Below are 23,817 nucleotides of genomic sequence, written 5' to 3'. Positions count from 1 at the left end.
GCCCGCCGGTCTACCCGCCGGCGCCGCGCCCCGCGCCGTCGGACCGCCCGGCCGGCACCGCCCCCGGGACCGACCGGTGAGCCGCCGGGCCTGAGACCGCAGGTCCCGGCCGCGCCCCGGCGGGGCGCCGTCCCAGCCACGGCCCCCGCCGGACGGGCATCCTGGCGCGGTGGCGGACGACGAGGCAGGGGGGCAGCCGGGCGCCGAGGGCGTCCGGAGCCGGGTCACCGGCGCCCCCGGCACCGGCCCGCGCCGCCCGGAGTGGCCCGACGGCGCCGGCCGCCGCCGGCCCTCGGGGCGGGACCGCGACACCCCGCGGCCCGTCGCCCCGGTCGTCTGGACGGCGGCCGCGGTCTGCGCCGTGTCGCTCGCAGTACTGGTGTTCGCCGCCCGCCGGCCCGAGGTCCTGCAGGCGATGGACGAGGCGGTGCGGGACCGGCTGGCGACCGCCGACGGCGACCCGGCGTTCGCCGCCGACCTCGCCGCCCTGGGTCCGGTGCTGGGCTACCGGGTGCTGTGGGTGCCGACCGCCGCCCTGCTGGTGTGGGCGGCCCGCTGGCGGCACCTGGCCGTCTACCTCGGCAGCATCTCGCTGATGGCCGCCATCGCCCAGATCGCGGCGGGGGAGACGCAGCTGGCACAGGTCGTGCGCAGCGGCGTCACCGGGTCCGCGGTGAGCCTGGACCTGCCGGCCTGGCCGGTCATCGTGCTGTCCACGGTGGCAGCGGCCAGCCTGTACGCCCTGGCGCCGAGCGGCCCGGCGCGCCGCTGGGGGTGGTCCGCGGTGGTGGTGCTGGTGGCCGGCTTCGTCGCGGCGCGGGTCGCCCTCGGCCTCGACGCGCTCACGCTGGCCGTCGTCAGCGCGGTGCTGGGGGCGAGCGCGGCGGTGCTGGTCTTCGCCGTGCTGGCGCCGGAGTCCGAGTTCCCGGTGACCTACCGGCGCCGGGTGAAGGCCCACCTGGACCTGGACGAGGAGCGCACCGGCCGGGTGCTCGCCGCCGTCCGCGACCAGCTCGGTCTCGAGCTGGCCGACATCCACCCGTACCGGCTGGACGGCTCGGCCGGCTCCACGCCGTGCCGGCTGACGCTGGCCCACGGCCCGCCCGAGCACCTGTTCGGCAAGCTCTACGCGACCAGCCACATGCGCTCGGACCGCTGGTACAAGCTGGCCCGCGTGCTCCGCTGGGGCCGGCTGGAGGACGAGGCGCCGTTCTCCTCGGTGCGCCGCCTGGTCCAGCACGAGGACTACATGCTCCGGCTGCTGCGGGACGGCGGGGTGCGGGTGCCCGAACCGCTGGGCGTGGTCGAGGTGCTGCCCGGCCGCGAGTACCTCCTGGTCACCGAGCTGGTGCCCGACGCCGTCGAGCTGCTCGACTCCCCGGTGGACGACGCGATCGTGGACGACGCGTTGCGTCAGGTGCTCACCCTGTGGTCGGCCGGGGCCGCGCACCGGGACCTCAAGCCGTCCAACGTGCTGGTCCAGGGCGACCGGGTGTACCTGGTCGACGTCTCCTTCGGCGAGCTGCGTCCCTCGCGCTGGCGGCAGGCGGTCGACCTCGCCGACATGATGCTGACCCTCGCCGTGGTCGCCGGGCCGCGCCGGGTGGTGGAGCGGGCGGCGGCCTTCTTCGAGCCCGAGGAGATGGCGGAGGCGTTCGCGGCCACCAACGCGCTCACCGTCCCGCGGCAGTTGGCCGCCCGGATCGCCGAGACCCGCCCCGACTTGGTGGAGGAGTTCCGCGCCCTGCTGCCCGAGTGCCAGCGGATCCGGACGCAGCGCTGGAGCGTGCGGCGGGTGCTCCTGGCCGTGGCGACCGGAGCCGGCGCCGTCCTCGCCGTGGCGCTCCTGGCCCTCAACCTGCGGGCCGGCGGGCTGCTGTGAGCCGGGGCACTCAGCCCGCCCGGCCGGCCGCCTCCCGCAGCCGGTCCGCCACCTCGTCGTCCACCTCGGCCACGTCGTGCACCTCCAGGTGGTGCACCCAGTGCCGGCTCGAGGGGTGGGCGACCTCCTTCCACCGCGGCGACGGGTCCTCCCGGCCGAGGGCGAGCGAGAGGACCACCTCGGCGCCGGGACGGGCGAGGTACCGGCCGGGCAGCCACAGCCAGGCGAAGCCGCGCCGGCGCCGGAACGCCACCTGGCTGGGCGTGACCCGGACGTCGGCCCCGCCCGCCGCCGCGAGGACCTCACCGACCCGGTCGAACACCGCCCGGCCCAGCGGGCTGCCGGCGAGGTACTCCTCCGCGTCCACCGGTCCTCCCGTCGCCGGCCGCACGATCCGCTCGATCCACCGCGCCGGAAGGTCTGTCGCGCGGCCTCCGGAGGCGGCACGGTGTGCGCCGTCCCCCCAGTGGCGCGGGCGGCCGGCTCGAGGAGATCGAGGTCTTCCCATGGTGGTCCACCCAGACGTCCGGCGCGTGGTGCCGGGCACCCCGGAGGTGGCGTTCGCCGAGCTCGGGCGCGTCCTGCTCGAGGCGCGGCCCCTCCCGGCGACCCTCGGCCTGGTCGCCCGGCTCGCCGCCGCCATCCTCGACCCCACCGCCGAGGCGTCGGTGACCCTGTCCCGGGACGGCCGGCTGGCCTCGATCGGCGCGACCGGCCCCCGCGCGGCGCGGCTGGACGAGCAGCAGTACGCGGGCATCCCCGGTCCGTGCGTGGACGCGGCGCGCACCGGCGGCACCGTCGCGATCGAGGACACCGCGACCGAACGGGTCTATCCCGAGTTCGCCCGCGCGGCGGCACGTGCCGGCGTCACGGCCGTGCTGGCGGTCGGGCTGCCGCCCGGGGCACGGATCGGCGGGGCGCTGACCCTCTACCGCACCGCCGCCGGCCGGTTCGGCCCGGTCGCGGTCGAGCTGGCGCGGGCCTTCGCCGGGTACGCGGCCGGCGCGGTCGCGGCCGTGCAGCCCCGGCAGCCGACCCGGGAGGCCCGGGTGACCATGCAGTCCCGGGCGGTGATCGAGCAGGCGAAGGGCGTGCTCATGGCCCGCCACCACTGCTCGGCCGAGGAGGCCTTCAGCCGGCTGGCCACCGAGTCCCAGCGCACCAACCGCAAGCTGCGCGACCTCGCCGTCGACCTCGTGACCGCGGTCCAGCGGGCCGACGTCGCCGGAGGGACCGTCGCCGGGGGGACATGAGCGGCCCGGCGTTTGTGCTGGTGGCGGTGCGCCTACCAGGCTGGGGGAGTTCCCGACCCCCGGAGGGCAGCATGCAGAGCACCGCGACGGACCTCACCGCGACACCGGAGTGGGCCCGCCTGGCCGAGCACCACCGCACCCTGGCCGGCCGGCACCTGCGGGAGCTGTTCGCCGAGGACCCCGACCGGGGGCGCCGGTTCGCCGCGCGCGCCGGTGACCTCTACCTGGACTTCTCCAAGCACCGGGTCACCGACGAGACGCTGCGCCTGCTGGTCGAGCTCGCGGAGCGGGCCGGGCTGCGCGAGCGGATCGACGCGATGTTCCGCGGCGAGCACGTCAACCCGACCGAGGACCGCGCGGTCCTGCACGTGGCCCTGCGTGCGCCGGCGGGCCGGCAGCTCGTCGTCGACGGGCAGGACGTGACCGCCGACGTGCACGCGGTGCTGGCGCGGATGCGGGCCTTCGCCGAGCGGGTGCGGTCCGGGGAGTGGGTGGGGCACACCGGCCGGCGGATCCGGGCGGTGGTCAACATCGGCATCGGCGGCTCGGACCTCGGCCCGGCGATGGCCTACACGGCGCTGCGCGCATTCAGCGACCGCGACCTCACCGCGCGGTTCGTCTCCAACGTCGACCCGACCGACTTCGCCGAGGCCAGCCGCGACCTCGACCCGGCCGAGACGCTGTTCGTCGTCTGCTCCAAGACGTTCACCACGCTGGAGACGCTCACCAACGCGACGGTGGCCCGCGACTGGCTGCTGGCGGGCCTCGGCGGCGACGCGTCCGCCGTCGCCAAGCACTTCGCGGCGGTCTCCACCAACACCGAGGCGGTGCGGGAGTTCGGCATCGACCCGGCCAACATGTTCGAGTTCTGGGACTGGGTGGGTGGCCGCTACTCGTTCACGTCGGCCATCGGCCTGTCGCTCATGGTGGCGATCGGGCCGGACGCCTACGACGAGATGCTGGCCGGCTTCGCCACCGTCGACGAGCACTTCCGGACCGCGCCGTTCGAGTCGAACCTGCCGGTCCTCCAGGGGCTGCTGAACGTCTGGTACACGGACTTCTTCGGCGCGCAGACCCACGCCGTCCTGCCCTACAGCCAGTACCTGTCCCGGCTGCCGGCGTACCTGCAGCAGCTGACGATGGAGAGCAACGGCAAGTCGGTCCGCTGGGACGGGCAGCCGGTGACGACGTCGACCGGCGAGGTGTACTGGGGCGAGCCGGGCACCAACGGCCAGCACGCCTTCCACCAGCTGCTGCACCAGGGGACGGCGCTGGTGCCGGCGGACTTCATCGGCTTCGGCGAGCCCAACCACGACATCGGCGAGATGCACGACCTGCTGATGGCCAACCTGTTCGCCCAGTCCGCGGTGCTCGCCTTCGGCCGGACGGCCGAGGAGGTCGCCGCCGACGGGACGCCGGCCGAGCTCGTGCCGCACAAGGTGATGCCCGGGAACCGGCCGTCGACGACGATCCTCGCGCCGAAGCTGACGCCGTCGACGCTGGGCCAGCTCGTCGCCCTCTACGAGCACACCGTGATGACGCAGGGCGTCATCTGGCAGATCGACTCGTTCGACCAGTGGGGTGTGGAGCTGGGCAAGGTGATGGCCCGCCAGCTGGAGCCGGCGCTGACCTCGGCCGAGGCGCCGCAGGTCGACCAGGACCCCTCGACGACGGCCCTGGTCGAGCACTACCGGCGGCTGCGCGGCCGCCCCGTCCGAGGTCCGGAGGGCTCCTAGTCCTCGATGACGTCCAGTCCCTGCTCCCGCAGCAGGGCCAGGTGGTCCAGCATCCCCTTCAGGACCTCCGGGTCGTGGCGCTCCCAGCCGTCCACCTCGCCGACGACGCGCAGCGGGTGGCGGGTGCGGTAGGACTGCGTGGGGTTGCCGGGGAACCTCTTGTCGGTCACGTTCGGGTCGTCCTCGAAGGGACCCAGGGGTTCCACGACGTAGATGTGCCCCCGCTCCCCGGTGCCGGCCAGCGCGGTCGCCAGCTCCGCTCCCCAGGCGGCGGTGTCCACGAGCGCGGTGAAGTAGACGTTGTTCGACACCCGGCCCTCCTGGAAGTTGGAGCCGCGGCCGGGAACCAGCTCGGCGCCGACCTCGAGTGCGGACTTCGTCCCGTGGTAGAAGGGCCCCCGGATGTGCTCGCAGTGCTCGTAGGTCACGGGGACGTGGGTGCCGCCGTTCTCGCCCATCGCCGTCTCCCCGGGGGCGGTCAGGAGCGCTTCAGCTCGGCGAAGGTGTCGGCGACCCAGTCGGCGATGAAGGTGCTGACGTAGGGCAGGTGGTCCAGCCCGATGTGCTCGGTCGCGCCCTCCTCGGGCGTGAACACCCGCAGCTCTCGCTTGGGGGAGTTGACCGCCTGGTCGTAGGAGCGGTGCGCGTACTCCAGCGGGATCTGCCGGTCGTTGGCCCCGTGCGCGATGAGGAACGGCACGGTGATCCTCTCGACGACGCCGTCGAGGTGGACGTCGTCGGCGAACTCGATGAACGCGTCGAGGTCGTCGTGGCCCCACACCCAGAGCACGTGCTCCCAGTAGTGGGGCACCGGGCGCTCGCCCTCGCGCTCCAGCCGGCGGCGCTGGACGGCGCCCCAGTCGTGGTTGGCGCCCCAGGCGACGCAGAGGGCGAAGCGCTTCTCGAACGCGGCGGCGCGGGGGGAGTAGTACCCGCCCAGCGACCAGCCGACGATGCCGATGGCGGCCGCGTCGACGTCGTCCCGCTGCTCCAGCCAGTCGACGGCCGCGCCGGCCCACGCCTCGGTGTCGATGCGGGCGGCCAGCCCCTGCAGCCGCAGCGCCTCACCGGTGCCCGGCTGGTCGAGCATCAGGCAGGAGATGCCGCGGGCGGCGAGCTCCTCCCAGTGGCCCGAGGAGTACATGTGCTCCTTGGTCGAGTCCAGGCCGTTGACCAGCACGATCACCGGGGCGGGGCCGGCGTCGGTCGCGGGGGCGGCGCTGAGGTAGGCCGGCAGCGTGGTGCCCTCGTAGGGGATCTCGACGCGGGAGACCCGCGGGCTGTGCAGGGCGAAGGCCTTCTCCGCCAGCTCCAGCACCCGCGTGTAGGTGGGCACCCGGTTCGGGTCGGAGTGGGCCAGCATCCGCTCGGCCTGGCACAGGTAGTTGGTGGCGCGGGAGTACAGCTGGCCGGCGGTGCGGGTGTGCCCGGCCTTCTCCGCGTCCTCGGCCTGCCCGACCAGCTGGTCGGTCAGCGCCGTCCACGCGCGGAGGAAGTCCGGCGTCCCGGCGTCCTCGCCCTGCTGGGCGGCGTCCTTGATCGGCCGGCAGGCGCGGTCGACCTCGTCGATCAGCCCGCCGGAGTTGAGGGTGGCGACGACGCCCAGGTTCCAGACGTAGTTGCCCGGGAAGTACTCGAACACAGGGGTTCCTCTCTCGGTGTGCTCAGGAAGCGGTGCCGACGGCGTCGCTGATCGACTTCACGCCGCCGTGGGCGGTCATCCCGCCGTCGACGGGGATCTCCGCGCCGGTGATGAAGGAGGCCTCGTCGCTGACGAGGAACAGCACCAGGGGCGCGACCTCGTCGACGGTGCCGGTGCGGCCGAGCGGGGTCTCGGCGACGTTGGCGTCGCGGAACGCCGGGGCGGCCGAGGCGGTCATCGGCGTCTCGATGTACCCGGGGTGCACGGTGTTGACCCGGATGCCGCGCGGCCCGAGCTCCAGGCAGGCGGCCTTGGCCAGACCGCGCAGCGCCCACTTCGACGCGGTGTAGGCGACCGGGAAGTGCCCGGTCAGTGCCGCCACCGAGCCGACCACGACGACCGACCCGCCGGCGGTCATCAGCGGGGTGAGCGCCTGGATGCCCAGCAGCGTTCCGGTGACGTTGACGTCGGAGACCCGGGCGAGGTCGGCGGGGTCGAGGTCGGCCAGCCGGGCCCGCCAGGTGACGCCGGCGTTGGCGACCAGCCCGTCGACCCGGCCGTACCGGGCTCCCAGGTCAGCGGCGAGCGCCGTCCAGCCGGCGCCGTCGGTGACGTCGAGCCGCCGGTAGTCGGCGCCGCCGAGGTCCTCGGCCGGCGCCGGCGACAGGTCGCAGCCGATGACCGTGGCGCCCTCAGCGGCGAGCAGCCGCGCCTCGGCCGCCCCCTGGCCCTGGCCGGCGCCGGTGACGACGACGACCTTGCCCGCCACTCTCACGAGATGCGCTTGCGGGCCCGCGACCTCGGGCGCGCCGGCGCGACCGGCGGCAGCTCGAGGCCCTCGACGACGCGGTTGCGGATGGTGCCGATGCCCTCGACGGTCATCTCGACGACGTCGCCGGGCCGCAGCGGGGGAGGCGTCTGCTCGCCGCGGCGGCCCCACAGCTCGGCCAGGCAGCCGCCGTTGCCGCAGGTGCCCGAGCCGAGCACGTCGCCGGCGCGGACCTCGGCGCCGCGCGAGGCGTAGCTGATCAGCTCCTCGAACGGCCAGCCCATGTTGGACAGCAGGTCCTGGCCGACCTCGGTGCCGTTGACCGACACCCGCATGTCCAGCGCCAGGAACCCGTCGGCGTCCCGGTGGGACTCCAGCTCGTCGGCGGTCACCAGCCAGGGCCCGAGGGTGGTGGCGGAGTCCTTGCCCTTGGCCGGGCCGAGGTTGACCTTCATCTCGCGGCGCTGCAGGTCGCGGGCGGACCAGTCGTTGAGCACGGTGTAGCCGAAGACGTGGTCGCGGGCCTGCTCGGCGGTGAGCGAGGCGCCGTCCCGGCCCACCACGACGGCCACCTCGAGCTCGAAGTCGAACAGCTGCGACCCCGGCGGGACGGCGACGTCGTCGTGCGCGCCGATCAGCGCGTACGGGTTGGTGAAGTAGAAGGTCGGCGCCTGGTACCACTCGGGCACGACCCCTGCGCCGTCCCCGACCGAGGCGACGACGCCCTCGACGTGCTCCTCGAACGCGACGAAGTCCCGCACCGTCGGCGCGGCCAGCGGCGGCAGCAGCCGCACGCCGTCCAGCGGGACCGCCGGCCGGTCGAGCGCGACCGCGCCGACGTCGAGCGCGGCCGGCAGCCCCGCGCGGACGAGGTCGAGCACCGTCGTCCGCGCGGGGAGCTCGTGCAGCCCGGCGTCGCTGACGACGCCGGCGCGGACCCGGCCGTCCGCCTCCCAGGTGGCGAACCGCATCAGACCGGGGGGGCCACGAAGAGGCCCTTGTCGGGGTCGTTGAACGAGCGCGAGGCGACGAACTCGTTCATGGCGTTGGCGGTGCCCCACTGGTCGGAGACCTCGGGGTCGGTGAAGTCGTAGAGGTGCGGGTGCCAGGTGTCCTCGTCGATCTGCTCCAGCTCCGTCGTGTACTCGACGGTGTTGCCGTGTGGGTCGAGGAAGTAGCTGAAGGTGTTGTTGCCGGCCAGGTGGCGGCCGGGGCCCCAGATCTTCTCGACGCCCGCGCGCAGCAGCCGGCCGGTGCCGCGCATGTACTCGTCGAGGCCGCGCAGCTCGAAGGAGGCGTGGTGCAGCGAGGGGTGCGGGCCCCGCGCGATCGCCAGGCTGTGGTGCCAGGCGTTGATCCGCATGAACCACATCATGTTGCCCATGCGCGGGTGCATGAGGGTGTCGGACAGGGCGAAGGCGAGGTGCTTCTCGTAGAAGGCCCGGGTGCCCTCCGGGTCCGCGGAGTTGATCACCACGTGCGACAGGCGGACCGGGATGGACTCGCCCTCCTCGACGGCCCGGTGCTGCCGGACGGCGACGTCGGCGCTGATCTCGACGGTGCGGCCCTCGTTGTCGAAGAAGCGGAAGCCGTAGCCGCCGCCGGGGGTCTGCAGCGTGCCCGGCTCGGTGACCAGCTGGACGCCGTCGCGCGCGAGCTGCCCGGCGAGGGTGTCGACGTCGGCGGCGTCCTTCGCGCCGAAGGCGATCAGGTCGATCCGCTTGTCGTCGGACTGGCGCAGCCGGACGACGTACTGCTCCGGGCTGCCCTCGGCGGCGAGGAAGGTGAGCTCCGAGTCGGAGTGCTCGGCGGTCAGGCCCCAGGTGTCGGTGTAGAAGTCGAGCTGCTTGGCGTGGTCGGGCACGGCGAGGTCGACGTGCCGCAGGTGGGTGATCAGGCGCTGGGTCATGGGGATGTCCTCGGGTGCGTTCAGGCCGGCCGGCTGACGAGCTCGGCGATGCTGCGGAAGAGGGCGGGCGCGTCGCCCTGGACGTGGTCGAGCTGCCACTGGGCGAGCTGGTTGGAGGCGTCGACGACGGCCGTCGCGCGCGCGACGCGCCGGGCGTGGAAGGCGTTCCACAGGTCCTCGTCGAGGGCGTCGCGGGTGAGCAGCAGGTCGGCGAGGACGGCGGCGTCCTCGAGGGCCTGCGCTCCGCCCTGGGCGAGGGTGGGGGGGCAGGTGTGCGCGGCGTCGCCGATCAGGACGACGCGGCCGCGGTGCCACGGCGCCGGGAGGACGTGGGTCTCGAACCAGGTGTAGTTCACCCGGGCCGGGTCGGTGAGCGACTCGCGGATCTCGTCCCACGGGCCGTGGTAGGCCGCGGCCAGCTGCTTCATGGTGGCCAGCTGCTCGTCGGGGGTCAGCGTGGAGCGGTCCTGCGCCGGCTCGACGATGTAGGCGTAGAGCGAGTCCTCGCCGGTGGGGCAGTAGCCGGCGATGAACGACGGCCCGCCGTAGTAGAGGTCGGTGCGGGTCACGCCGGCCGGGCGGGGACCGAAGGCGCGCCAGATGCCCATGCCGATCGCGCGGGTCTCCAGGTCGATGCCCAGCGCGCGGCGGGTCCAGGACCGGACGCCGTCGGCGCCGACGACGAGGTCGTGGCGGCCGGTGGACCCGTCGGCGAAGGTGACGTCGACGCCCGCTGCGTCCTGGCGCAGCTCGGTGTGCGTCGTCCCGAAGCGGGCCTTGACGCCGACCTCGGTGGCGCGGTCGACCAGGATCCGCGCCAGCTCGGGCCGGGGCATGCCGATGACGGCGGGCAGGTCGGGACCGCCGGTGCGGGCGTCCTGGATCTCGGCGACGACGGTGCCGGCCGGGTCGGGCGCGCGGATGCCGGTGACGTCGAAGGCGTACCCCGCGTCGCGCACCTGCTCCCAGACGCCGAGGCCGCGCAGCTCCCGCAGCGCGTTGCCCTGCAGGGTGATGCCGGAGCCGAGGGCGGTGGTCTCGGTCTTGATCTCGACGAGCTCGACGGCGACGCCGGCCTCGGCCAGGCGGATCGCGGTGGCGGTGCCGGCGAGGCCGGCCCCGACCACCAGGACGCTGTTCACGGCGGGCACGGGCAGCTCCCTCACTTGACGGCGACGGGGTTGACCGGGGCGCCGACGGCGCCGGTCACGGGCAGGGGGGCGGCGGTCAGGAAGAAGTCCCACACGCCGTCGGCGGCGCAGTCGGCCGCGAGCGCGTCGAGGTCCCACATCTCGCCGATGAACAGGCCCATGTTCGGGATGGCGACCTGGTGCAGCGGCTGGAAGGCGAGGTCGAACTCGTTGGGCCGGACCTCGAAGCCCCAGGTGTCGGTGGCGACGCCGGCGATCTCGGTGCCGTGCAGCCAGTCGGCGGTGGTGAACGACAGGCCGGGGGAGTCGCCGCCGGCGTAGTCGCCCCAGCCCTCGCGGCGGGCCCGGGCCAGCCGGCCGGTGCGCACCAGCAGCAGGTCGCCGCGGCCCACCCGGGCCGTCGCGCCCTGCGCGGCGATGGTGGCCTCGAGGTGCTCGGCGGTGATCGCGAAGCCGTCGGGCAGCTCGCCGTCGGTGCCGATGGCGCGGCCGACGTCGAGCAGCACGCCGCGGCCGGCGATCAGCGCGGCGACGGTCTCGATGCCGGTCACCGTGTCGCCGTCGCTGGTGACGACGTCGCCGGCCCGGCGGCCGTTCCACGCGTTGCCGTGGTCGAAGATGTGGCCGAGCCCGTCCCACTGGGTGGAGGCCTGCAGCGGCATGAACACGACGTCGTCGGCGCCGCCGATGCCGTGCGGGAACCCCTGGGTGCCGCGCTCGGCGTCGGTCCCGGTGTCGAGCATCGTGTGCACCGGGTTGGTCCGGCGCCGCCAGCCCTTCTGCGGGCCGTTCATGTCGAAGGACTGGGCGAGGGAGAAGCTCGCGCCGCGGCGCACCCGCTTCGCACCCTCGAGGCGCTTGGCCTCGTCGAGGAAGTTCAGCGTGCCGAGGACGTCGTCGGCGCCCCAGCGGCCCCAGTTGGAGCAGCGCCCGGCGGCCGCGGCGATCGCGCCCTCGGGGTCGGTGCGGTCGAGCGCCGGCGTGTCCGTCACGTGTCCAACGGTCTACGGATCGATGTCACTCGGGAAGAGGAGATGTCTGATGTGCTACATCAGCGCGGTCGATACCGTTCGGCCGTGAACATCGCGAGCCTGGACCTCAACCTGCTCGTGTCGCTCGACGCCCTCCTGCAGCAGCGCAGCGTCACCCGCGCCGCGGCGCAGATGGGGCTGTCCCAGCCGGCCCTGTCGGCGTCCCTGGCCCGGCTGCGCCGGCACTTCGGCGACGAGCTGCTCACCCGGGCGGGCAACGAGTACCGGCTGACGCCGCTGGCGGTCCAGCTCAAGGAGCTCGCCCGGCTCGCGCTGGCCGGTGTGGAGCGGGTGTTCGAGGCGCAGACCGAGTTCGACCCGGCGTCCTCCCGGCGGGAGTTCTCCCTGCTGGTCAGCGACTACGTCGTCGCGATCCTCGGCGACGCGGTCGCCGGGCTGCTCGCGGAGGAGGCGCCGCACACCCGGCTGCGGCTGACCGCCAACACCCCGGCCGCGGTGGAGCGGGCCGACCAGGTGCTGCTCTCCACCGACCTCCTGCTGCTGCCGCACGGCTTCGTCACCGACCTGTCGCACCGCGACCTCTACCGGGACGAGTGGGTCTGCGTGGTCGCCGCCGGCACGCGGCCGGCGGAGGAGGGGCTGACCGTCGAGGACCTCCAGCGGCTGCCGTGGGTGGCCACCTACCACGGGCAGACGGCGTCGACGCCGGCCGCGCGGCAGATGCGGATGCTCGGCATCGAGCCGCGGGTCCAGGTGATCACCGAGGCGTTCCTGACCGTGCCGGCTCTGGTGGCCGGCAGCGACCGGATCGGCCTGCTGCAGCGCCGACTGGTCGAGCAGCTGCCGCTCGACCTCGGGATCCGGGCGCTGCCGTGCCCCTTCGAGGTGTCCCCGCTGATCGAGGCGATGTGGTGGCACCCGGTGTACGACGACGACGCCGAGCACGCCTACCTGCGGGACGTCGTCGCGCGGGCGGCGGAGATCGCGGTCGGGGCCGCGCCCGAGGCGGTATAGCCCGCGCTGATACCAGACCCCCGAGCGAAGTGATTTCCGCTCGCGGGCCGCCGTCCGCACACTTCGCGGTCGTGATGCCGGTCACCGGGACCGGCCCTCGCCTCGGAGCTGCCCGTGTCGGAACACGTCCTCGACCCCGCCGACCTCGGCCGGGAACCCCTCGCCGGAGAGGTCGCCGTCGACCCGGCGACCGGCCGTCCGGCGGGCCGGCCGCAGGCCGTCGTCCTCCTGCTGTCCAGCTGCCTGGCCGTGCTGGGCGCCGTCCTGCTGGCGCCGGTGCTGCCGCGCATCCAGGACGCCTTCGCCGGGACGCCGGGGGTCGAGACGCTCACGCCGATCGTGCTGACCGCCCCGGCGCTGGTCATCGGGCTGACCGCGATGGTGGCCGGGCGGATCGTCGACCGGGTCGGCCGCAAGCGGCTGCTGGTCGGCGCCCTGGTGGCCTACGCGTTCGCCGGCACCGCGCCGCTGTGGCTGGACTCGCTGCAGCTGATCGTGGCCAGCCGGGTGCTCGTCGGCCTCACCGAGGCGGCGATCATGACCTGCTGCACGACGCTGCTGGCCGACTACTTCTCCGGCTCGCAGCGCGAGCGCTACTTCGGCCTGCAGGTCGCCTGCACCACGGTCGCGGCGACGGTCTTCTTCGGCCTCGGCGGCGCGCTGGGTGCGCAGGACTGGCGGACGCCCTTCTGGCTCTACGCGGTGAGCCTGCCCCTGGCCGCGCTCGCCGCGAAGTACGTGTGGCAGCCGGCCCCGCAGGGCGCCGCCCGCACCACGGCGCTGCCCGCGCTGCCGTGGCGGCAGCTGGCCGCGCCGGTCGGCGTCAGCCTCGTCGGCGGGCTGGTCTTCTACGTGCTGGTCGTCGAGCTGTCGTTCGTGCTGGACGGCATCGGCGTGGAGTCCACCGGGACCATCGGTGCGATCAGCGCGATCGCGTCGCTCGGCACGGCCACCGGCGCGTTCCTGTTCGGCCGGCTGGCCCGCCTCGGCCCGGCGGTCACGGTGCCGGCGGCGCTCGCCTTCTCCGGCATCGGCCTGCTCGGGCTGTCCTTCGCCGGATCGATCCCGGCGGTCGTCGTCTTCGCGGTGGTGACCGGGTTCGGCAACGGGCTGCTGCTGCCCTCCCTGCTCACCTGGGCCCTGGGCTCGCTGAGCTTCGAGCAGCGCGGCCGCGGCACCGGCGTCTGGACGTCGGCGGTCTTCATCGGCCAGTTCGTCTGCCCGCTGCTGGTCCTCGGACTCAGTGACGCGATCAGCGGCCTGGACTCGGCGCTGGCGGTGCTCGGCGCGGTCGCGGTGGTCGCCGCGGTCGGCGTCCGGCTGGCCCGTCCGGTCGCCGCGGCGGAGCCGGCAGGGCACTGACCCGGTCGACGGCGGATCGTCCGGGCTCGAGGGTCAGGCCCGGATGATCCGCCGCTCGATGGCCCGGGCGACGGCGCCGGCCCGGGTGTCCACGCCGAGCTTCGTGTAGATGTGCGAGAGGTGGGACTTCACCGTCGCCTCGCTGACCAGCAGCCGCCGGGCCATCTCCTTGTTCGCCAGGCCGCCGGCCAACAGGCCGAGGATCTGCACCTCCCGCTCGGTGAGCGCGGGCACCGGCGACCGGGCGCGGCGGACCAGCAGGGCCGCCACCTCCGAGGCGAGCACCGTCTCGCCCCGGGCGACGGACCGGACGGCACGGAAGAGCTCCTCCGGTGGCGCGTCCTTGAGCAGGTACCCGGAGGCGCCGGCGTCCAGCGCGGCGAGGACGTCGGCCTCGGTGGTGTAGGTCGTCAGCACGAGCACCCGCGGCGGGTCGGGGAGGTCCCGCAGCAGCCCGGTCGTGGCGGCGCCCCCCGGGCCGTCGCCCAGGTTGAGGTCCATGAGGACGACGTCGGGCCGGGTGCGCCGCACGACCTCCTGCGCGCCGGCCGAGTCGGGCGCCTCGTCGACGACGAGCAGGTCGGGCTGGCTCTCCAGCAGCGCCCGGAGGCCGACGCGCACCACGGGGTGGTCGTCGACGAGCACGATGCGCAGCGCGGGCTCACCGCCGTCCATCGCCGTTGCCTCCCACCGGGATGGAGAAGGCCAGCGCGGTGCCCTCGCCGGGGGCGCTCTCGACGGCCAGCGTGCCGCCGAACTGCTCGGCGCGGTCCCGGATCCCGGGCAGGCCGCGGCCCCGGGCACCCCGGGCGGCGGCGCGTCGGGGGTCGAACCCGACCCCGTCGTCGCGGACGTCGAGGGAGACGACGTGCGGCTGGTAGGTCAGGGACACCGTGGCCGTGGTCGCGGCGGCGTGCTCGACCACGTTGGCCAGCGCGCCGCGGGCGGTCCGGAGCAGCGCGGTGGCCACGTCCGCGGGCACCTCGACCGGCGTCCCGTCGACGTGCACGTCGACGTGCACGCCGGTGCCCGACACGGCGCGGTCGCAGGTCCGGCGCAGCGCGGCCACCAGGGCCGGGCCGGTGCCGGTCAGGCCGAGCTCGGACGGGGCCAGGTCGCGCACCACGCGGCGGACCTCCTCGAGCCCGTCCCGCGCCGTGCCGGCCGCCTGGGCGACGTGGTCGCGGGCAGCGGCGGGGCGGCTGGTCCACGACCGTTCCGCGGCCTGGAGCAGGAGGTTGATGCTCGACAGCGCCTGCGCCACGCTGTCGTGGATGTCGCGGGACAGCCGGGCCCGCTCGGCCAGCACGCCGGCGCTGTGCTGCGCCTCGACCAGGTCGCCCTGGGCCTCCTGCAGCTCGCGCACCAGTTCCTGACGCGACGCGGCCTCCCGCTCCAGGGCCCGGTACGCCACGACGGTCAGCCAGGCGACGCAGATCGGCCCGGCGACCACGGTGGCGTCCAGCTCGCCCTGCATGAGCGTCCAGGCCACGACGACGCCGGCGGTCATCGCCGCGATGACCACCCCGGCCGCCGCGAAGGGCAGCACGCGCAGGGCGACGAACGAGAGCGGAACCGCGATCCAGGCGAACGACGGCGCCAGCGAGAGCAGGACCGCCCAGATCAGGACCAGCGCGAGGCACCACACCGACGCCGGCGCGCCGCGCGCCCACCGGCCCGAGCGCCGGCCGGCCAGGTGACAGACGACGAGCAGGCCGGCCGCCGCCAGCACCGCGGGGGTGCGGTCGCCGGACCCGTGCGCGTCCACGTAGCGGGCGGCGGAGGCGAGGGTGAGGAGGACGAGGACGACGTCCAGCCAGACGTCGAGCCGGCTGATGTCGGCCAGGATGCCGCGCACGCCGCTGTGGCGCTCGAGCATCCGGTCCATGACCCCTCGACGCTACGACTCCCGGCGACCGGGGTCATCATCCGTTCGGCTACCCCCGCGGGGACCGTTCGCCCGATGCCCGTGGCCCTCGGCGGGGGCAGCGTGGAGATCCCACGACGACCCCGGGAGAACCCGTGCGACGACTGCTCGCCCCTGCCACCGCCCTCGGCCTCACCCTGCCGCTGCTCCTCGCCGTCCCGCCCGCTGCCGCATCGGACGACGACCACGGCCGCCCGGCGACGTACGAGCTGGACGGCGACCCCCGCGACCCGGCCGGCTCGAAGTTCGAGGGCATCGGCGTGGACCCGCGGGAGCGGACGTTCTACGTCAGCGAGACCACCGGTGGGGAGATCCACCGCGGCGACGTCCGCACCGGCGAGACCGAGGTGTGGCTCCGTGAGGGCGCCGACGGCCGCGTCACCGCGCGCGGGATCACCACCGACGCCGAGGGCCGGGTCTACATCGCCGGCGGGCCGAACGGGCTGGACGACGAGTCGAGGCCCGACCTCTGGGTCTACGACGCCGACGGCAGCCTGCTCGCGGCGCTGCGGGTCGACGTCGCGGGCGCCTTCCTCAACGACGTCGCCATCGGCCCCGACGGCGCGGCGTACTTCACCAACTCCAACGCGCCCCAGGTCTTCCGCGTCGCCCGCGAGCACGGCGAGTGGCGGGTCAGCACCTGGGCCGACGCGACCGGCACCATCGAGCAGCGCCAGGGCTTCAACCTCGGCGGCATCGTCGTCTCCCCGGACCACCGCTCGCTGGTCGTCGCGCAGGGCAACGCCGGCATCCTGTGGCGCTTCGACCTGCGGACCGGCGCCGCCTCCCGGATCGACACCGGGAACGCCCGGCTGACCGACGCCGACGGGTTGGTCCTGCACGACGACCGCCTCGTGGTGATCCGCAACTTCAGCCGGGTGCTGACCACGCTGCGGCTGGACCGGCACGCCCGCTCCGCCGAGCTGGTCTCCGAGACGCCCACCGACCCCGCGCGGGTGTTCACCACGGGCAAGGAGGCCCGCGGCCGGCTCCTGCTGGTGGACAGCAAGTTCGACGAGCCGGTCGCCGCGCCGCCGTACGAGGTGGTGGCCGTCCGGCTGCCGCGGTGAGACGGCGCGAACCGCCGCCCTGCGATCCGGCGGTGATCTCCGCGCTGACGGTTCGCCGGGCACGGGTGGAGGACGCCGCGCAGATGGCGCGGGTGAACGTCCGGTGCTGGCAGGAGACCTATCGAGGGCTCATGCCGGATGCGGTCCTCGATGACCCGGGCTTCCCGGCTGCGCGGGCGCGGTTCTGGACTGCCGCGTTGACCGACGAGCGCCATCGCGAGAACCGCGTGGCTGTCGCCGAGCGGGATGGCGAGGTGGTGGGGATCGCCATGTCGGGCCCGCCCCTGGACGCCGCGGCGGCGTGGGCGCGGCAGCTGTACGTGCTCTACGTGCGTGCAGCCGACCACGGCACGGGTGCCGGGCGGGCACTCCTGGAGGCGGTCGTCGATCCGGGCGAGTCGGCGGCCCTGTGGGTGGCCGACCCGAACCCTCGCGCCCAGGCGTTCTACCGCAAGCACGGCTTCGTCGCCGATGGGGCGGTCCAGGTCGAGGGCGGGGTGCGGGAGATCCGCATGGTCCGCGGCACGCGGCACGGCCGGTAGACGAGCTCGCCGGTTCTCCCGCCCCGGCGGCCGCGTCGGTTTCCCGACGTGTCCCCTCGTCGATACACCGCGGGCTTCACGGGGCGGACACCCGCGCCTCGTGTCGGCGTCACCGGTCCGCCGCCCGGCGCCGAGAGCGTGCCGGCATGCGCGTCATCGGCCACCGCGGCACGCCCACCAGCTCCCTCAACCCCGAGAACACCCTCGACGCCGTCCGGTCCGCCCTCGAGGCCGGCGCCGACGGGATCGAGGTCGACGTCCAGGCCACCGGGGACGGCGTCCTCGTCCTCTCGCACGACCGGGACCTCGGGCGGGTGCTCGGCACCGGCCCCGGCACCGGCCCGGTGGTCTCGCGGACCCCGTTCGCCGTGCTCCGCGAACTGGAGCTGCCCGGCGGCACCGCGGTGCCCACCCTCTCCGAGGTGCTCGACGTCGCGGCCGCCGCCGGCGCGCAGGTGCTCACCGAGGTGAAGCCCGAGGCCGGCGGCGAGGACGCCCGGCGCACCGCGCGGCTGCTCGCCGCCCTGCTCACCGACCGGCGCCGGCGCCGGCCCGACGGCGACCGCGTCACCACCACGTCGTTCGACCTGACGACCGCCGCGTCGCTGGCCGGGGTGGGCACCGTCTCCGGCGCGCTCATCGTCGCCCCGCACCTCGACCCCGACCGCAGCGCGCTGCAGGCCCGGGCCCGCGGCCTGGACGACGTCCACCTCTCACCCGTCCACGTGCGCGACGACCGCGGGGTGGTGGCCCGCATCCGCGCCCTCGGCCTCCTGGTCGGCGTCGGCGTCGTCGACGACCCCGCCGAGGCGGCCGACCTCGACGGGCTCGGTGCGCACCTCGTGTGCACCGACGACCCGGCCGGGCTCGCGCGCGCCCTCGCGCCCGCCCCGGCCGCCTGAGGGTGCCGGGTCAGAGCCAGCCGAGCACCGAGGCGCCGATGCCGACGTACAGCACCGCCCCCGGCACCACCCCGACGGCGGTCCCGAGCGCGTGCGGCACCCACCGCACGCTGGACAGCCCGGCCGCGTAGCTGACCACCCAGAACGGCACCGGGCTGACCCGCGCGGTGAGCACGGCGAGGAACCCGCGGTCGCGGAACAGCCGGTCGGCCCGCGCCAGCCGGTGGCCGGCCAGCCGCGCGACGGCGTCCCGGCCCAGGTGCCGGCCCGCCGCGAACCCGCCCATGCCGCCCAGCCACCCGCCGACGACGGCCACGGCGAGCCCCGCGGGGAACCCGGCCGCGGCGCCGAGCAGCAACGACAGCGCGGTCCGCGGCACCGGGGTGCACAGCGCCAGCGCCACCCCGAGGACGACGGCGCCCCAGCCCAGCGGGCCGGCGTCGTGCAGCCAGGCCCGCAGCGTGGGGACGCCGGGCCGCTCCACCGTCAGCGCCAGGACGACGGCGAGCGCCAGCAGCCCGCCCAGCACCGCGAGCCGCCACCGGCCGCTGGCAGGCTGCCCGGCGTGCGCATCGTCCCGATCGACCCCGCCGCCGACGACGCGCTGGCCCGCGAGCTGCTCGCCGTCCAGGCGGCTGCCTACGCCGTCGAGGCGGCGCTGATCGGCGACGACCGGATCCCGCCGCTGCGCGAGGACCTCGACGGGCTCCGCGGCGCCGGCCTGGCCTGGCTGGGCGCCCTCGGCGAGGACGGGCGGCTGGCCGGGGCGCTGGGGTGGTCCGACGACGGCGCCGTCCTCGACGTCGAGCGGCTGGTCGTCGCCCCCACCGGCCTCCGCCGGGGGACCGCGACGGCCCTGGTCCGCGCGCTCCTCGGCCGGGCCGGCCCCCGCCCGGCCGTCGTCGCCACCGGACGGGACAACGTCCCCGCCCGTGCCCTCTACGAGCGGCTGGGGTTCGTCCGCACCGGCGACCGGGAGGTGCTGCCCGGACTCTGGGTCACGGCCTACCGCCACGGAGGCTGAGGTCAGGCGTCGACGACGACCGGGATGACCATCGGGTTGCGCCGGTGCGTCCGGTGCGCCCAGGTGCCGACCGCGCGGGCGATGAGCTGCTCGAGCTGCAGGGAGCCGCCCACGCCCTCCTCGGCTGCCTTGGCCAGCGCCTTCTCGATCAGCGGGACGACCTCCTCGAACATCTCCTCGTCGTGGGCGAAGCCGCGGGCGAGGAAGTCCGGCGCCTCGGCCAGCTGCCCGGTGTCGGCGTCGACGATCGCGACCACGGTGATGACGCCCTCCTGGGCGAGGGTGCGGCGGTCGCGGAGGTGCGCCTCGGTGGCGCCCCCGACCGTGGTGCCGTCGACGTAGACGTTGCCGGCGGGCACCTTGCCGGTGATCCGCACCTTGCCGTCGAGCAGGTCGACGACGACGCCGTCCTCGGCGATGACCACCCCGCGCGGGTGCACCCCCGTGCGGACCGCGATGTCGGCGTTGGCCCGCAGGTGCCGCCACTCGCCGTGCACCGGCATCACGTTGCGCGGGCGGACGACGTTGTAGCAGTAGGCGAGCTCGCCGGCGCTGGCGTGACCGGAGACGTGCACCTTGGCGTTGCCCTTGTGCACCACGTTCGCGCCCCACCGGGTCAGCTCGTTGATCACGCGGTAGACGGCGTTCTCGTTGCCCGGGATCAGCGAGCTGGCCAGCAGCACGGTGTCGCCCTCGGTGATCCGGATGACGTGGTCCCGGTTGGCCATCCGCGACAGCGCGGCCATCGGCTCGCCCTGCGACCCGGTGCAGATCAGGCACACCCGGTCGGCCGGCATCTTCTCCAGCTCCTTCATGTCCACCAGCAGCCCGGGCGGCACGGTCAGGTAGCCGAGGTCCTTGGCGATGCCCATGTTGCGCACCATCGAGCGGCCGACGAAGGCGACCTTGCGGTCGTGCGCGGCGGCGACGTCGAGGATCTGCTGGATCCGGTGCACGTGGCTGGCGAAGCTGGAGACGATGACCCGCCGCGGCGCGGTGCGGAACACCGTCTCGATGGCCGGCACCAGTTCGCCCTCCGAGGTGGTGAAGCCGGGCACCTCGGCGTTGGTCGAGTCGGTGAGGAAGAGGTCGACGCCCTCCTCGCCGAGCCGGGCGAAGGCGCGCAGGTCGGTGATCCGCCGGTCCAGCGGGAACTGGTCCATCTTGAAGTCGCCGGTGTGCAGCACCGTCCCCGCGGGCGTGCGGATCGCCACGGCCAGCGCGTCGGGGATCGAGTGGTTGACCGCCACGAACTCGCAGTCGAACGGGCCGAAGCGCAGCCGGTCGCCCTCGCTGACCTGGCGGGTCACCGGCCGGATCCGGTGCTCCTTGAGCTTGGCCTCGACGAACGCCAGCGTCAGCTTCGAGCCGACCAGCGGGATGTCGGACCGCTCCCGCAGCAGGTAGGGGACGCCGCCGATGTGGTCCTCGTGGCCGTGCGTGAGCACGATGGCGTCCACGTCGTCGAGCCGGTCCCGGATCGAGGTGAAGTCCGGGAGGATCACGTCGACGCCGGGCTGGTGCTCCTCGGGGAACAGCACGCCGCAGTCGACGACCAGCAGCCGGCCCGCGTGCTCGAAGACGGTCATGTTGCGGCCGATCTCCCCGAGGCCGCCGAGGGCCACGACCCGCAGGCCGCCCGCGGCCAGCGGTGGGGGAGTGCGGAGCTCGGGGTGTGCGTGGCTCATGCCGGACACGCTACGGCGGCGCGGTCCGGCCGACTCGGACCGCTGGTCAGCGACCGGCGCGTTCCCGGTCCAGCGCGGCGGGCTGCCGGGCGTCGGTGCGCCGGATCACCCAGCGGAGCAGCGGCCCGATCGCGGCCCACGCCCCCCGGGTCCGGACGTCGGCGTCGAGGGTCAGCCGGGCGCCGGTGCCGGCCGGCTCCACGCGGTAGGTGTAGTCCGCGGTGACGCCGCCCTGCTGCGACCGCACGGTGACCGACCGGCCGGGGTCGACGGCGGTGATCTCGGCGGCCCGGTCCTTGCCCCGGGTGGTGAACCGCAGCCGGGTGCCGGCCGCCGTCGGGCCCTCGGCGGTGACCCGGTCGACGCCGAGCCAGCCGGCGGCGCGGTCCCAGTCGGTGAGCAGCCGCCAGACCTCCTCGGCGGGTCGGTCGATGGCGTGGGTCGCGGTGAACGCGCGGGTCATGCCGGGCCTCCTGGTTCGCGGAGCGCCCACCCTTCCCCGCCCGGCCGGCGCGGTCTTGGACGGATTGCACACGCTGCGGCGGCTCACCCGGCCTCGGGGACGAAGCCGGGGGCCTCCTCGCCGGGCTCGAGGAACCGCCGCTGGGCGGCCACGTAGGCCGACGGCGGGACGCCGGTGTGGCGGACGACGTCGCGGATCAGGTGCGCCTGGTCGTACCAGCCGAGCTCGGCGGCCATCCGGGTCCAGGCCACGCGGTCCCGGACGTCGACCCGCTCGAGCAGCCGGCGGACCCGCAGCACCCGGGCCAGGGTGCGGGGGCTCAGTCCGACCACGCGGGTGAACTCCCGGTCCAGGGGGCCGTGCGAGATGCCCAGGTCCGCGGCGAGGTCGCCGACCGGACGCGCCGGGTCGGCCTCCAAGGCCGCGACGGCGGCGGCGACCCGGTCCAGCCCGCGGTCGGACTCGTCCAGCCCGGCCGCCAGCACGGCCTCGGTCCGGTCCAGCGCCTCGCCGCCCTCGGCTCCGGCCGCCAGCAGGTCGGCGCGCAGCGCACGGCCGGCCGGCCACAGTGCCGGCAGGTCGGCCACCCGGCCGCGGAGCGGGGCGGGGTCCAGCCCGAGGACCGCCCGGCAGCCGATCGGCGTCGTGACGATACCCACGCAGTGGGTGCCCGCGGTGGGCTCGTTGAGGACCGGCCGGTCGTGCGGCCCGATGAGGAAGCCGGTGACCGCGAGGAACTCGGGCCCGCCGTCGGGGGTCTGCCGGATCGGCGGGCCGAGCACGATGCCGGCGACCGTCGACCCGGTGGGCGCGATCCGCTCCCGGCGGTACGGGATCTGCCCCCGGGCGTGCCACAGCGACTCGACGTACCGGCCGAGCCGGCCCCCGGGGCGCCGCTCGGTGAACGCGAAGTCCACCCGCCGAGCCTACGGTCGAGCCGCCGCGGCGGAACCCGCTTGGATGGCGGGGTGAGCACGAGATGGCTGGTCAGGGACGCGACCCCGGAGGACGGGGCGCGCTGCGCGGAGGTCTACGCCCCCTACGTCACCGGCACCACGATCTCGTTCGAGACCGAGCCCCCGACGCCGGCAGCGATGGCCGGGCGGATCGAGGCTGCCCTCGGCACGCACGCCTGGGTGGTGCTCGAGGACGCCGGTCGGGTGGCCGGCTACGCCTACGGCGCGCCGTTCATGACGAGGGCGGCCTACCGGTGGTCGACGTCGGTGAGCGTCTACACCGAGGCCGGCACCCGCCGCCCCGGCGCCGGCCGGGCCCTCTACACCGCGCTGTTCGACCGGCTGGCCGCGCGCGGCTACCGGATGGCCTTCGCCGGCGTCGTCCTCCCCAACCCGGCCAGCGAGCGGCTGCACCGGGCGGTGGGCTTCGAGCCGGTGGGGACCTACCGCCGGGCGGGCTGGAAGCACGGCCGGTGGCACGACGTCGCCTGGAGCCAGCGGCCGCTCGGCGACCCCGACGACGACGGCCCGCCGGCGCCCCTGCGCTGACCGATCACCGCGGGAGGGCGGCGGCCAGGTCGGCGACGACCTCGCGGGCCGGCCGGACGCCCGTCACCGAGCCCACGCCCTCGCCGGCGGAGAGGGCCATCGCGTCGACCGAGCCGGACACCGCGGCGACCTGGGGCATGCCCGCGCCCCGGGGGAGCGGCAGCTCCCCGCCGGCGATCGTCAGCGTGCCGACGACGTCCCCGTCGAAGGAGGCCACCCGGTCCACGGCGGCGCGCAGCACCCGGGCACGCGGCTGGTGGCGCACAGCGGGCACTCCGTGGCGAACGCCCCGGTGACCACGGCCGAGCCGGAGGAGGCGTCCACCACCGCCCGTTTGTAGTCCGGGTGGGCCGCGGACTCCTCGGTCGCGACGAAGAGGGTGCCGATCCGCGCGCCGTCCGCCCCGTCGGCCAGCACCGCTGCCAGCGCCGGCCCCGAGGCGATGCCGCCGGCGGCCAGCACGGGCACGTCGACCGCCGCGAGCACCTCGGCCAGCAACGGCCGCAGCGGGCGCGACCCGCGCACGTGCCCGCCCGCCTCGGTCCCCTGCACGGTCACCACGTCGCTGCCGGCGTCCGTGGCGGCGCGGGCTTCCTCGACCGAGCCGACCTGCCAGCCGACGAGGGCACCGCCCCGGTGCGCCAGCTCGACCAGGTCCGGCCGCGGGTCCAGCCAGAAGAAGTCGACCAGCCGGACCCGCTCGGCGGCGGCCGCGACCACGTCCTCGTCGACGTCCGCGGTCAGCACGTTGACCGCGAGCACCCCGGCGGTGGCCCGGCGCGCCTCGTCGATGCCCCGGACCACCTGGTCCGCCGTCATCCGCAGGGACGAGAGCGTGCCCACCCCGCCGGCCTCGGCGACCGCCGCGGCGAGGGCCGGCGGGGACACCGCTCCCATGGGGGCCTGCTGCACCGGGACGGAGCAGCCGGTGAGCTCGGTGAATCGGGTGGTGGCCATGGCGTCTCCTCGCGCGCTGCCTCCGGCCG

The 23,817-nt window shown here is 75.3% G+C and carries 26 protein-coding genes; 10 read left to right on the top strand and 16 right to left on the bottom strand.

The window, feature by feature from the left end:
- Positions 1 to 169: 169 nt before the first annotated feature.
- Entirely contained in the window at positions 170 to 1,882 is a 1,713-nt protein-coding gene (locus tag MY520_RS20080) for an RIO1 family regulatory kinase/ATPase domain-containing protein (protein WP_436694340.1), read from the top strand.
- Positions 1,883 to 1,892: 10 nt separating this feature from the next.
- Here MY520_RS20080 and MY520_RS20075 read toward each other — a convergent pair whose 3' ends face one another.
- Entirely contained in the window at positions 1,893 to 2,249 is a 357-nt protein-coding gene (locus MY520_RS20075; protein ID WP_436694339.1) for a DUF5655 domain-containing protein, read from the bottom strand.
- 139 nt (positions 2,250 to 2,388) lie between these two features.
- Between MY520_RS20075 and MY520_RS20070 the strand changes: the two genes are divergently transcribed.
- Together MY520_RS20070 and pgi are read left to right on the top strand one after the other, a co-directional pair.
- Entirely contained in the window at positions 2,389 to 3,135 is a 747-nt protein-coding gene (locus MY520_RS20070; RefSeq protein ID WP_436694338.1) for an ANTAR domain-containing protein, read from the top strand.
- Positions 3,136 to 3,206: 71 nt separating this feature from the next.
- Entirely contained in the window at positions 3,207 to 4,871 is a 1,665-nt protein-coding gene (pgi, locus tag MY520_RS20065) for a glucose-6-phosphate isomerase (protein ID WP_436694337.1), read from the top strand.
- Here the strand turns inward: pgi and arr are convergent.
- Genes arr through MY520_RS20030 form a run of 7 tightly spaced genes read right to left on the bottom strand, consistent with a single transcriptional unit; the run spans position 4,868 to position 11,334 of the window.
- Positions 4,868 to 5,329, bottom strand: a complete 462-nt coding sequence (arr, locus tag MY520_RS20060) for an NAD(+)--rifampin ADP-ribosyltransferase (RefSeq protein WP_436694336.1) — start codon at positions 5,327 to 5,329, stop codon at positions 4,868 to 4,870. The two genes, pgi and arr, sit on opposite strands and share 4 nt — an antisense overlap.
- A 20-nt stretch (positions 5,330 to 5,349) precedes the next feature.
- Positions 5,350 to 6,513 carry an alpha/beta hydrolase family protein gene (locus MY520_RS20055; RefSeq protein WP_436694335.1) on the bottom strand — a complete coding sequence of 388 codons (1,164 nt, stop codon included), beginning with the start codon at positions 6,511 to 6,513 and terminating at the stop codon, positions 5,350 to 5,352.
- A 22-nt stretch (positions 6,514 to 6,535) separates the two neighbouring features.
- On the bottom strand, positions 6,536 to 7,282 hold the full coding sequence (locus MY520_RS20050) for an SDR family NAD(P)-dependent oxidoreductase (protein WP_436694334.1): 747 nt from the start codon (positions 7,280 to 7,282) through the stop codon (positions 6,536 to 6,538).
- A 2-nt stretch (positions 7,283 to 7,284) separates the two neighbouring features.
- Positions 7,285 to 8,253: a fumarylacetoacetate hydrolase family protein gene (locus MY520_RS20045; protein WP_436694333.1), complete on the bottom strand. Its 969-nt coding sequence runs from the start codon at positions 8,251 to 8,253 to the stop codon at positions 7,285 to 7,287.
- Positions 8,253 to 9,191 (bottom strand): VOC family protein, encoded by a 939-nt coding sequence (locus MY520_RS20040; protein WP_436694332.1) that lies wholly within the window; start codon positions 9,189 to 9,191, stop codon positions 8,253 to 8,255. The genes MY520_RS20045 and MY520_RS20040 overlap by 1 nt, the downstream gene beginning before the upstream one ends.
- 20 nt (positions 9,192 to 9,211) lie before the next feature.
- A complete protein-coding gene (locus MY520_RS20035; RefSeq protein WP_436694331.1) occupies positions 9,212 to 10,342 on the bottom strand; it encodes an FAD-dependent oxidoreductase in 1,131 nt (376 codons plus the stop codon).
- Positions 10,343 to 10,353: 11 nt separating this feature from the next.
- Positions 10,354 to 11,334, bottom strand: a complete 981-nt coding sequence (locus MY520_RS20030; protein WP_436694330.1) for a cyclase family protein — start codon at positions 11,332 to 11,334, stop codon at positions 10,354 to 10,356.
- An 84-nt stretch (positions 11,335 to 11,418) separates the two neighbouring features.
- On the opposite strand from MY520_RS20030, the gene MY520_RS20025 reads away from it, so the two are divergent.
- Both MY520_RS20025 and MY520_RS20020 read left to right on the top strand, forming a co-directional pair.
- On the top strand, positions 11,419 to 12,348 hold the full coding sequence (locus MY520_RS20025) for a LysR family transcriptional regulator (protein WP_436694329.1): 930 nt from the start codon (positions 11,419 to 11,421) through the stop codon (positions 12,346 to 12,348).
- Between the two features lie 114 nt (positions 12,349 to 12,462).
- The gene (locus MY520_RS20020; protein WP_436694328.1) at positions 12,463 to 13,710 is read left to right on the top strand and encodes an MFS transporter; all 1,248 of its coding nucleotides are present in this window, start codon (positions 12,463 to 12,465) and stop codon (positions 13,708 to 13,710) included.
- 33 nt (positions 13,711 to 13,743) lie between these two features.
- Here the strand turns inward: MY520_RS20020 and MY520_RS20015 are convergent, their stop codons facing one another.
- The gene (locus tag MY520_RS20015) at positions 13,744 to 14,385 is read right to left on the bottom strand and encodes a response regulator (protein WP_436694327.1); all 642 of its coding nucleotides are present in this window, start codon (positions 14,383 to 14,385) and stop codon (positions 13,744 to 13,746) included.
- Positions 14,372 to 15,598: a sensor histidine kinase gene (locus MY520_RS20010; RefSeq protein ID WP_436694326.1), complete on the bottom strand. Its 1,227-nt coding sequence runs from the start codon at positions 15,596 to 15,598 to the stop codon at positions 14,372 to 14,374. The genes MY520_RS20015 and MY520_RS20010 overlap by 14 nt, the downstream gene beginning before the upstream one ends.
- A gap of 134 nt (positions 15,599 to 15,732) precedes the next feature.
- On the opposite strand from MY520_RS20010, the gene MY520_RS20005 reads away from it, so the two are divergent.
- From MY520_RS20005 to MY520_RS19995, 3 genes are all read left to right on the top strand, one after another.
- Positions 15,733 to 16,707 carry an SMP-30/gluconolactonase/LRE family protein gene (locus tag MY520_RS20005; protein ID WP_436694325.1) on the top strand — a complete coding sequence of 325 codons (975 nt, stop codon included), beginning with the start codon at positions 15,733 to 15,735 and terminating at the stop codon, positions 16,705 to 16,707.
- Between the two features lie 32 nt (positions 16,708 to 16,739).
- On the top strand, positions 16,740 to 17,249 hold the full coding sequence (locus tag MY520_RS20000; RefSeq protein ID WP_436694324.1) for an N-acetyltransferase family protein: 510 nt from the start codon (positions 16,740 to 16,742) through the stop codon (positions 17,247 to 17,249).
- Between the two features lie 146 nt (positions 17,250 to 17,395).
- The gene (locus MY520_RS19995; RefSeq protein WP_436694323.1) at positions 17,396 to 18,151 is read left to right on the top strand and encodes a glycerophosphodiester phosphodiesterase; all 756 of its coding nucleotides are present in this window, start codon (positions 17,396 to 17,398) and stop codon (positions 18,149 to 18,151) included.
- A 10-nt stretch (positions 18,152 to 18,161) separates the two neighbouring features.
- Here MY520_RS19995 and MY520_RS19990 read toward each other — a convergent pair whose 3' ends face one another.
- Entirely contained in the window at positions 18,162 to 18,680 is a 519-nt protein-coding gene (locus MY520_RS19990; RefSeq protein WP_436694322.1) for a TVP38/TMEM64 family protein, read from the bottom strand.
- 36 nt (positions 18,681 to 18,716) lie between these two features.
- On the opposite strand from MY520_RS19990, the gene MY520_RS19985 reads away from it, so the two are divergent.
- Positions 18,717 to 19,175, top strand: coding sequence for a GNAT family N-acetyltransferase (locus tag MY520_RS19985; RefSeq protein WP_436694321.1), 459 nt, complete (start codon positions 18,717 to 18,719; stop codon positions 19,173 to 19,175).
- 2 nt (positions 19,176 to 19,177) lie between these two features.
- On the opposite strand, the gene MY520_RS19980 is transcribed toward MY520_RS19985, so the two are convergent.
- From MY520_RS19980 to MY520_RS19970, 3 genes are all read right to left on the bottom strand, one after another.
- Positions 19,178 to 20,863 (bottom strand): ribonuclease J, encoded by a 1,686-nt coding sequence (locus tag MY520_RS19980; RefSeq protein ID WP_436694320.1) that lies wholly within the window; start codon positions 20,861 to 20,863, stop codon positions 19,178 to 19,180.
- A gap of 46 nt (positions 20,864 to 20,909) precedes the next feature.
- On the bottom strand, positions 20,910 to 21,326 hold the full coding sequence (locus tag MY520_RS19975; RefSeq protein WP_436694319.1) for an SRPBCC family protein: 417 nt from the start codon (positions 21,324 to 21,326) through the stop codon (positions 20,910 to 20,912).
- An 83-nt stretch (positions 21,327 to 21,409) separates the two neighbouring features.
- Positions 21,410 to 22,243: a helix-turn-helix domain-containing protein gene (locus MY520_RS19970; protein WP_436694318.1), complete on the bottom strand. Its 834-nt coding sequence runs from the start codon at positions 22,241 to 22,243 to the stop codon at positions 21,410 to 21,412.
- A 51-nt stretch (positions 22,244 to 22,294) separates the two neighbouring features.
- Between MY520_RS19970 and MY520_RS19965 the strand changes: the two genes are divergently transcribed.
- Positions 22,295 to 22,831, top strand: a complete 537-nt coding sequence (locus MY520_RS19965) for an N-acetyltransferase family protein (protein ID WP_436694317.1) — start codon at positions 22,295 to 22,297, stop codon at positions 22,829 to 22,831.
- Positions 22,832 to 22,835: 4 nt separating this feature from the next.
- Here MY520_RS19965 and MY520_RS19960 read toward each other — a convergent pair whose 3' ends face one another.
- Positions 22,836 to 23,048, bottom strand: a complete 213-nt coding sequence (locus MY520_RS19960; RefSeq protein ID WP_436694316.1) for a hypothetical protein — start codon at positions 23,046 to 23,048, stop codon at positions 22,836 to 22,838.
- Positions 23,012 to 23,788 carry an NAD(P)H-dependent flavin oxidoreductase gene (locus MY520_RS19955; protein ID WP_436694315.1) on the bottom strand — a complete coding sequence of 259 codons (777 nt, stop codon included), beginning with the start codon at positions 23,786 to 23,788 and terminating at the stop codon, positions 23,012 to 23,014. The genes MY520_RS19960 and MY520_RS19955 overlap by 37 nt, the downstream gene beginning before the upstream one ends.
- Between the last annotated feature and the right edge of the window lie 29 nt (positions 23,789 to 23,817).

Source organism: Geodermatophilus sp. CPCC 205506 (genome assembly GCF_051383635.1).
GTDB lineage: Bacteria > Actinomycetota > Actinomycetes > Mycobacteriales > Geodermatophilaceae > Geodermatophilus.
This window is presented reverse-complemented; position numbering and strand designations above follow the sequence as displayed.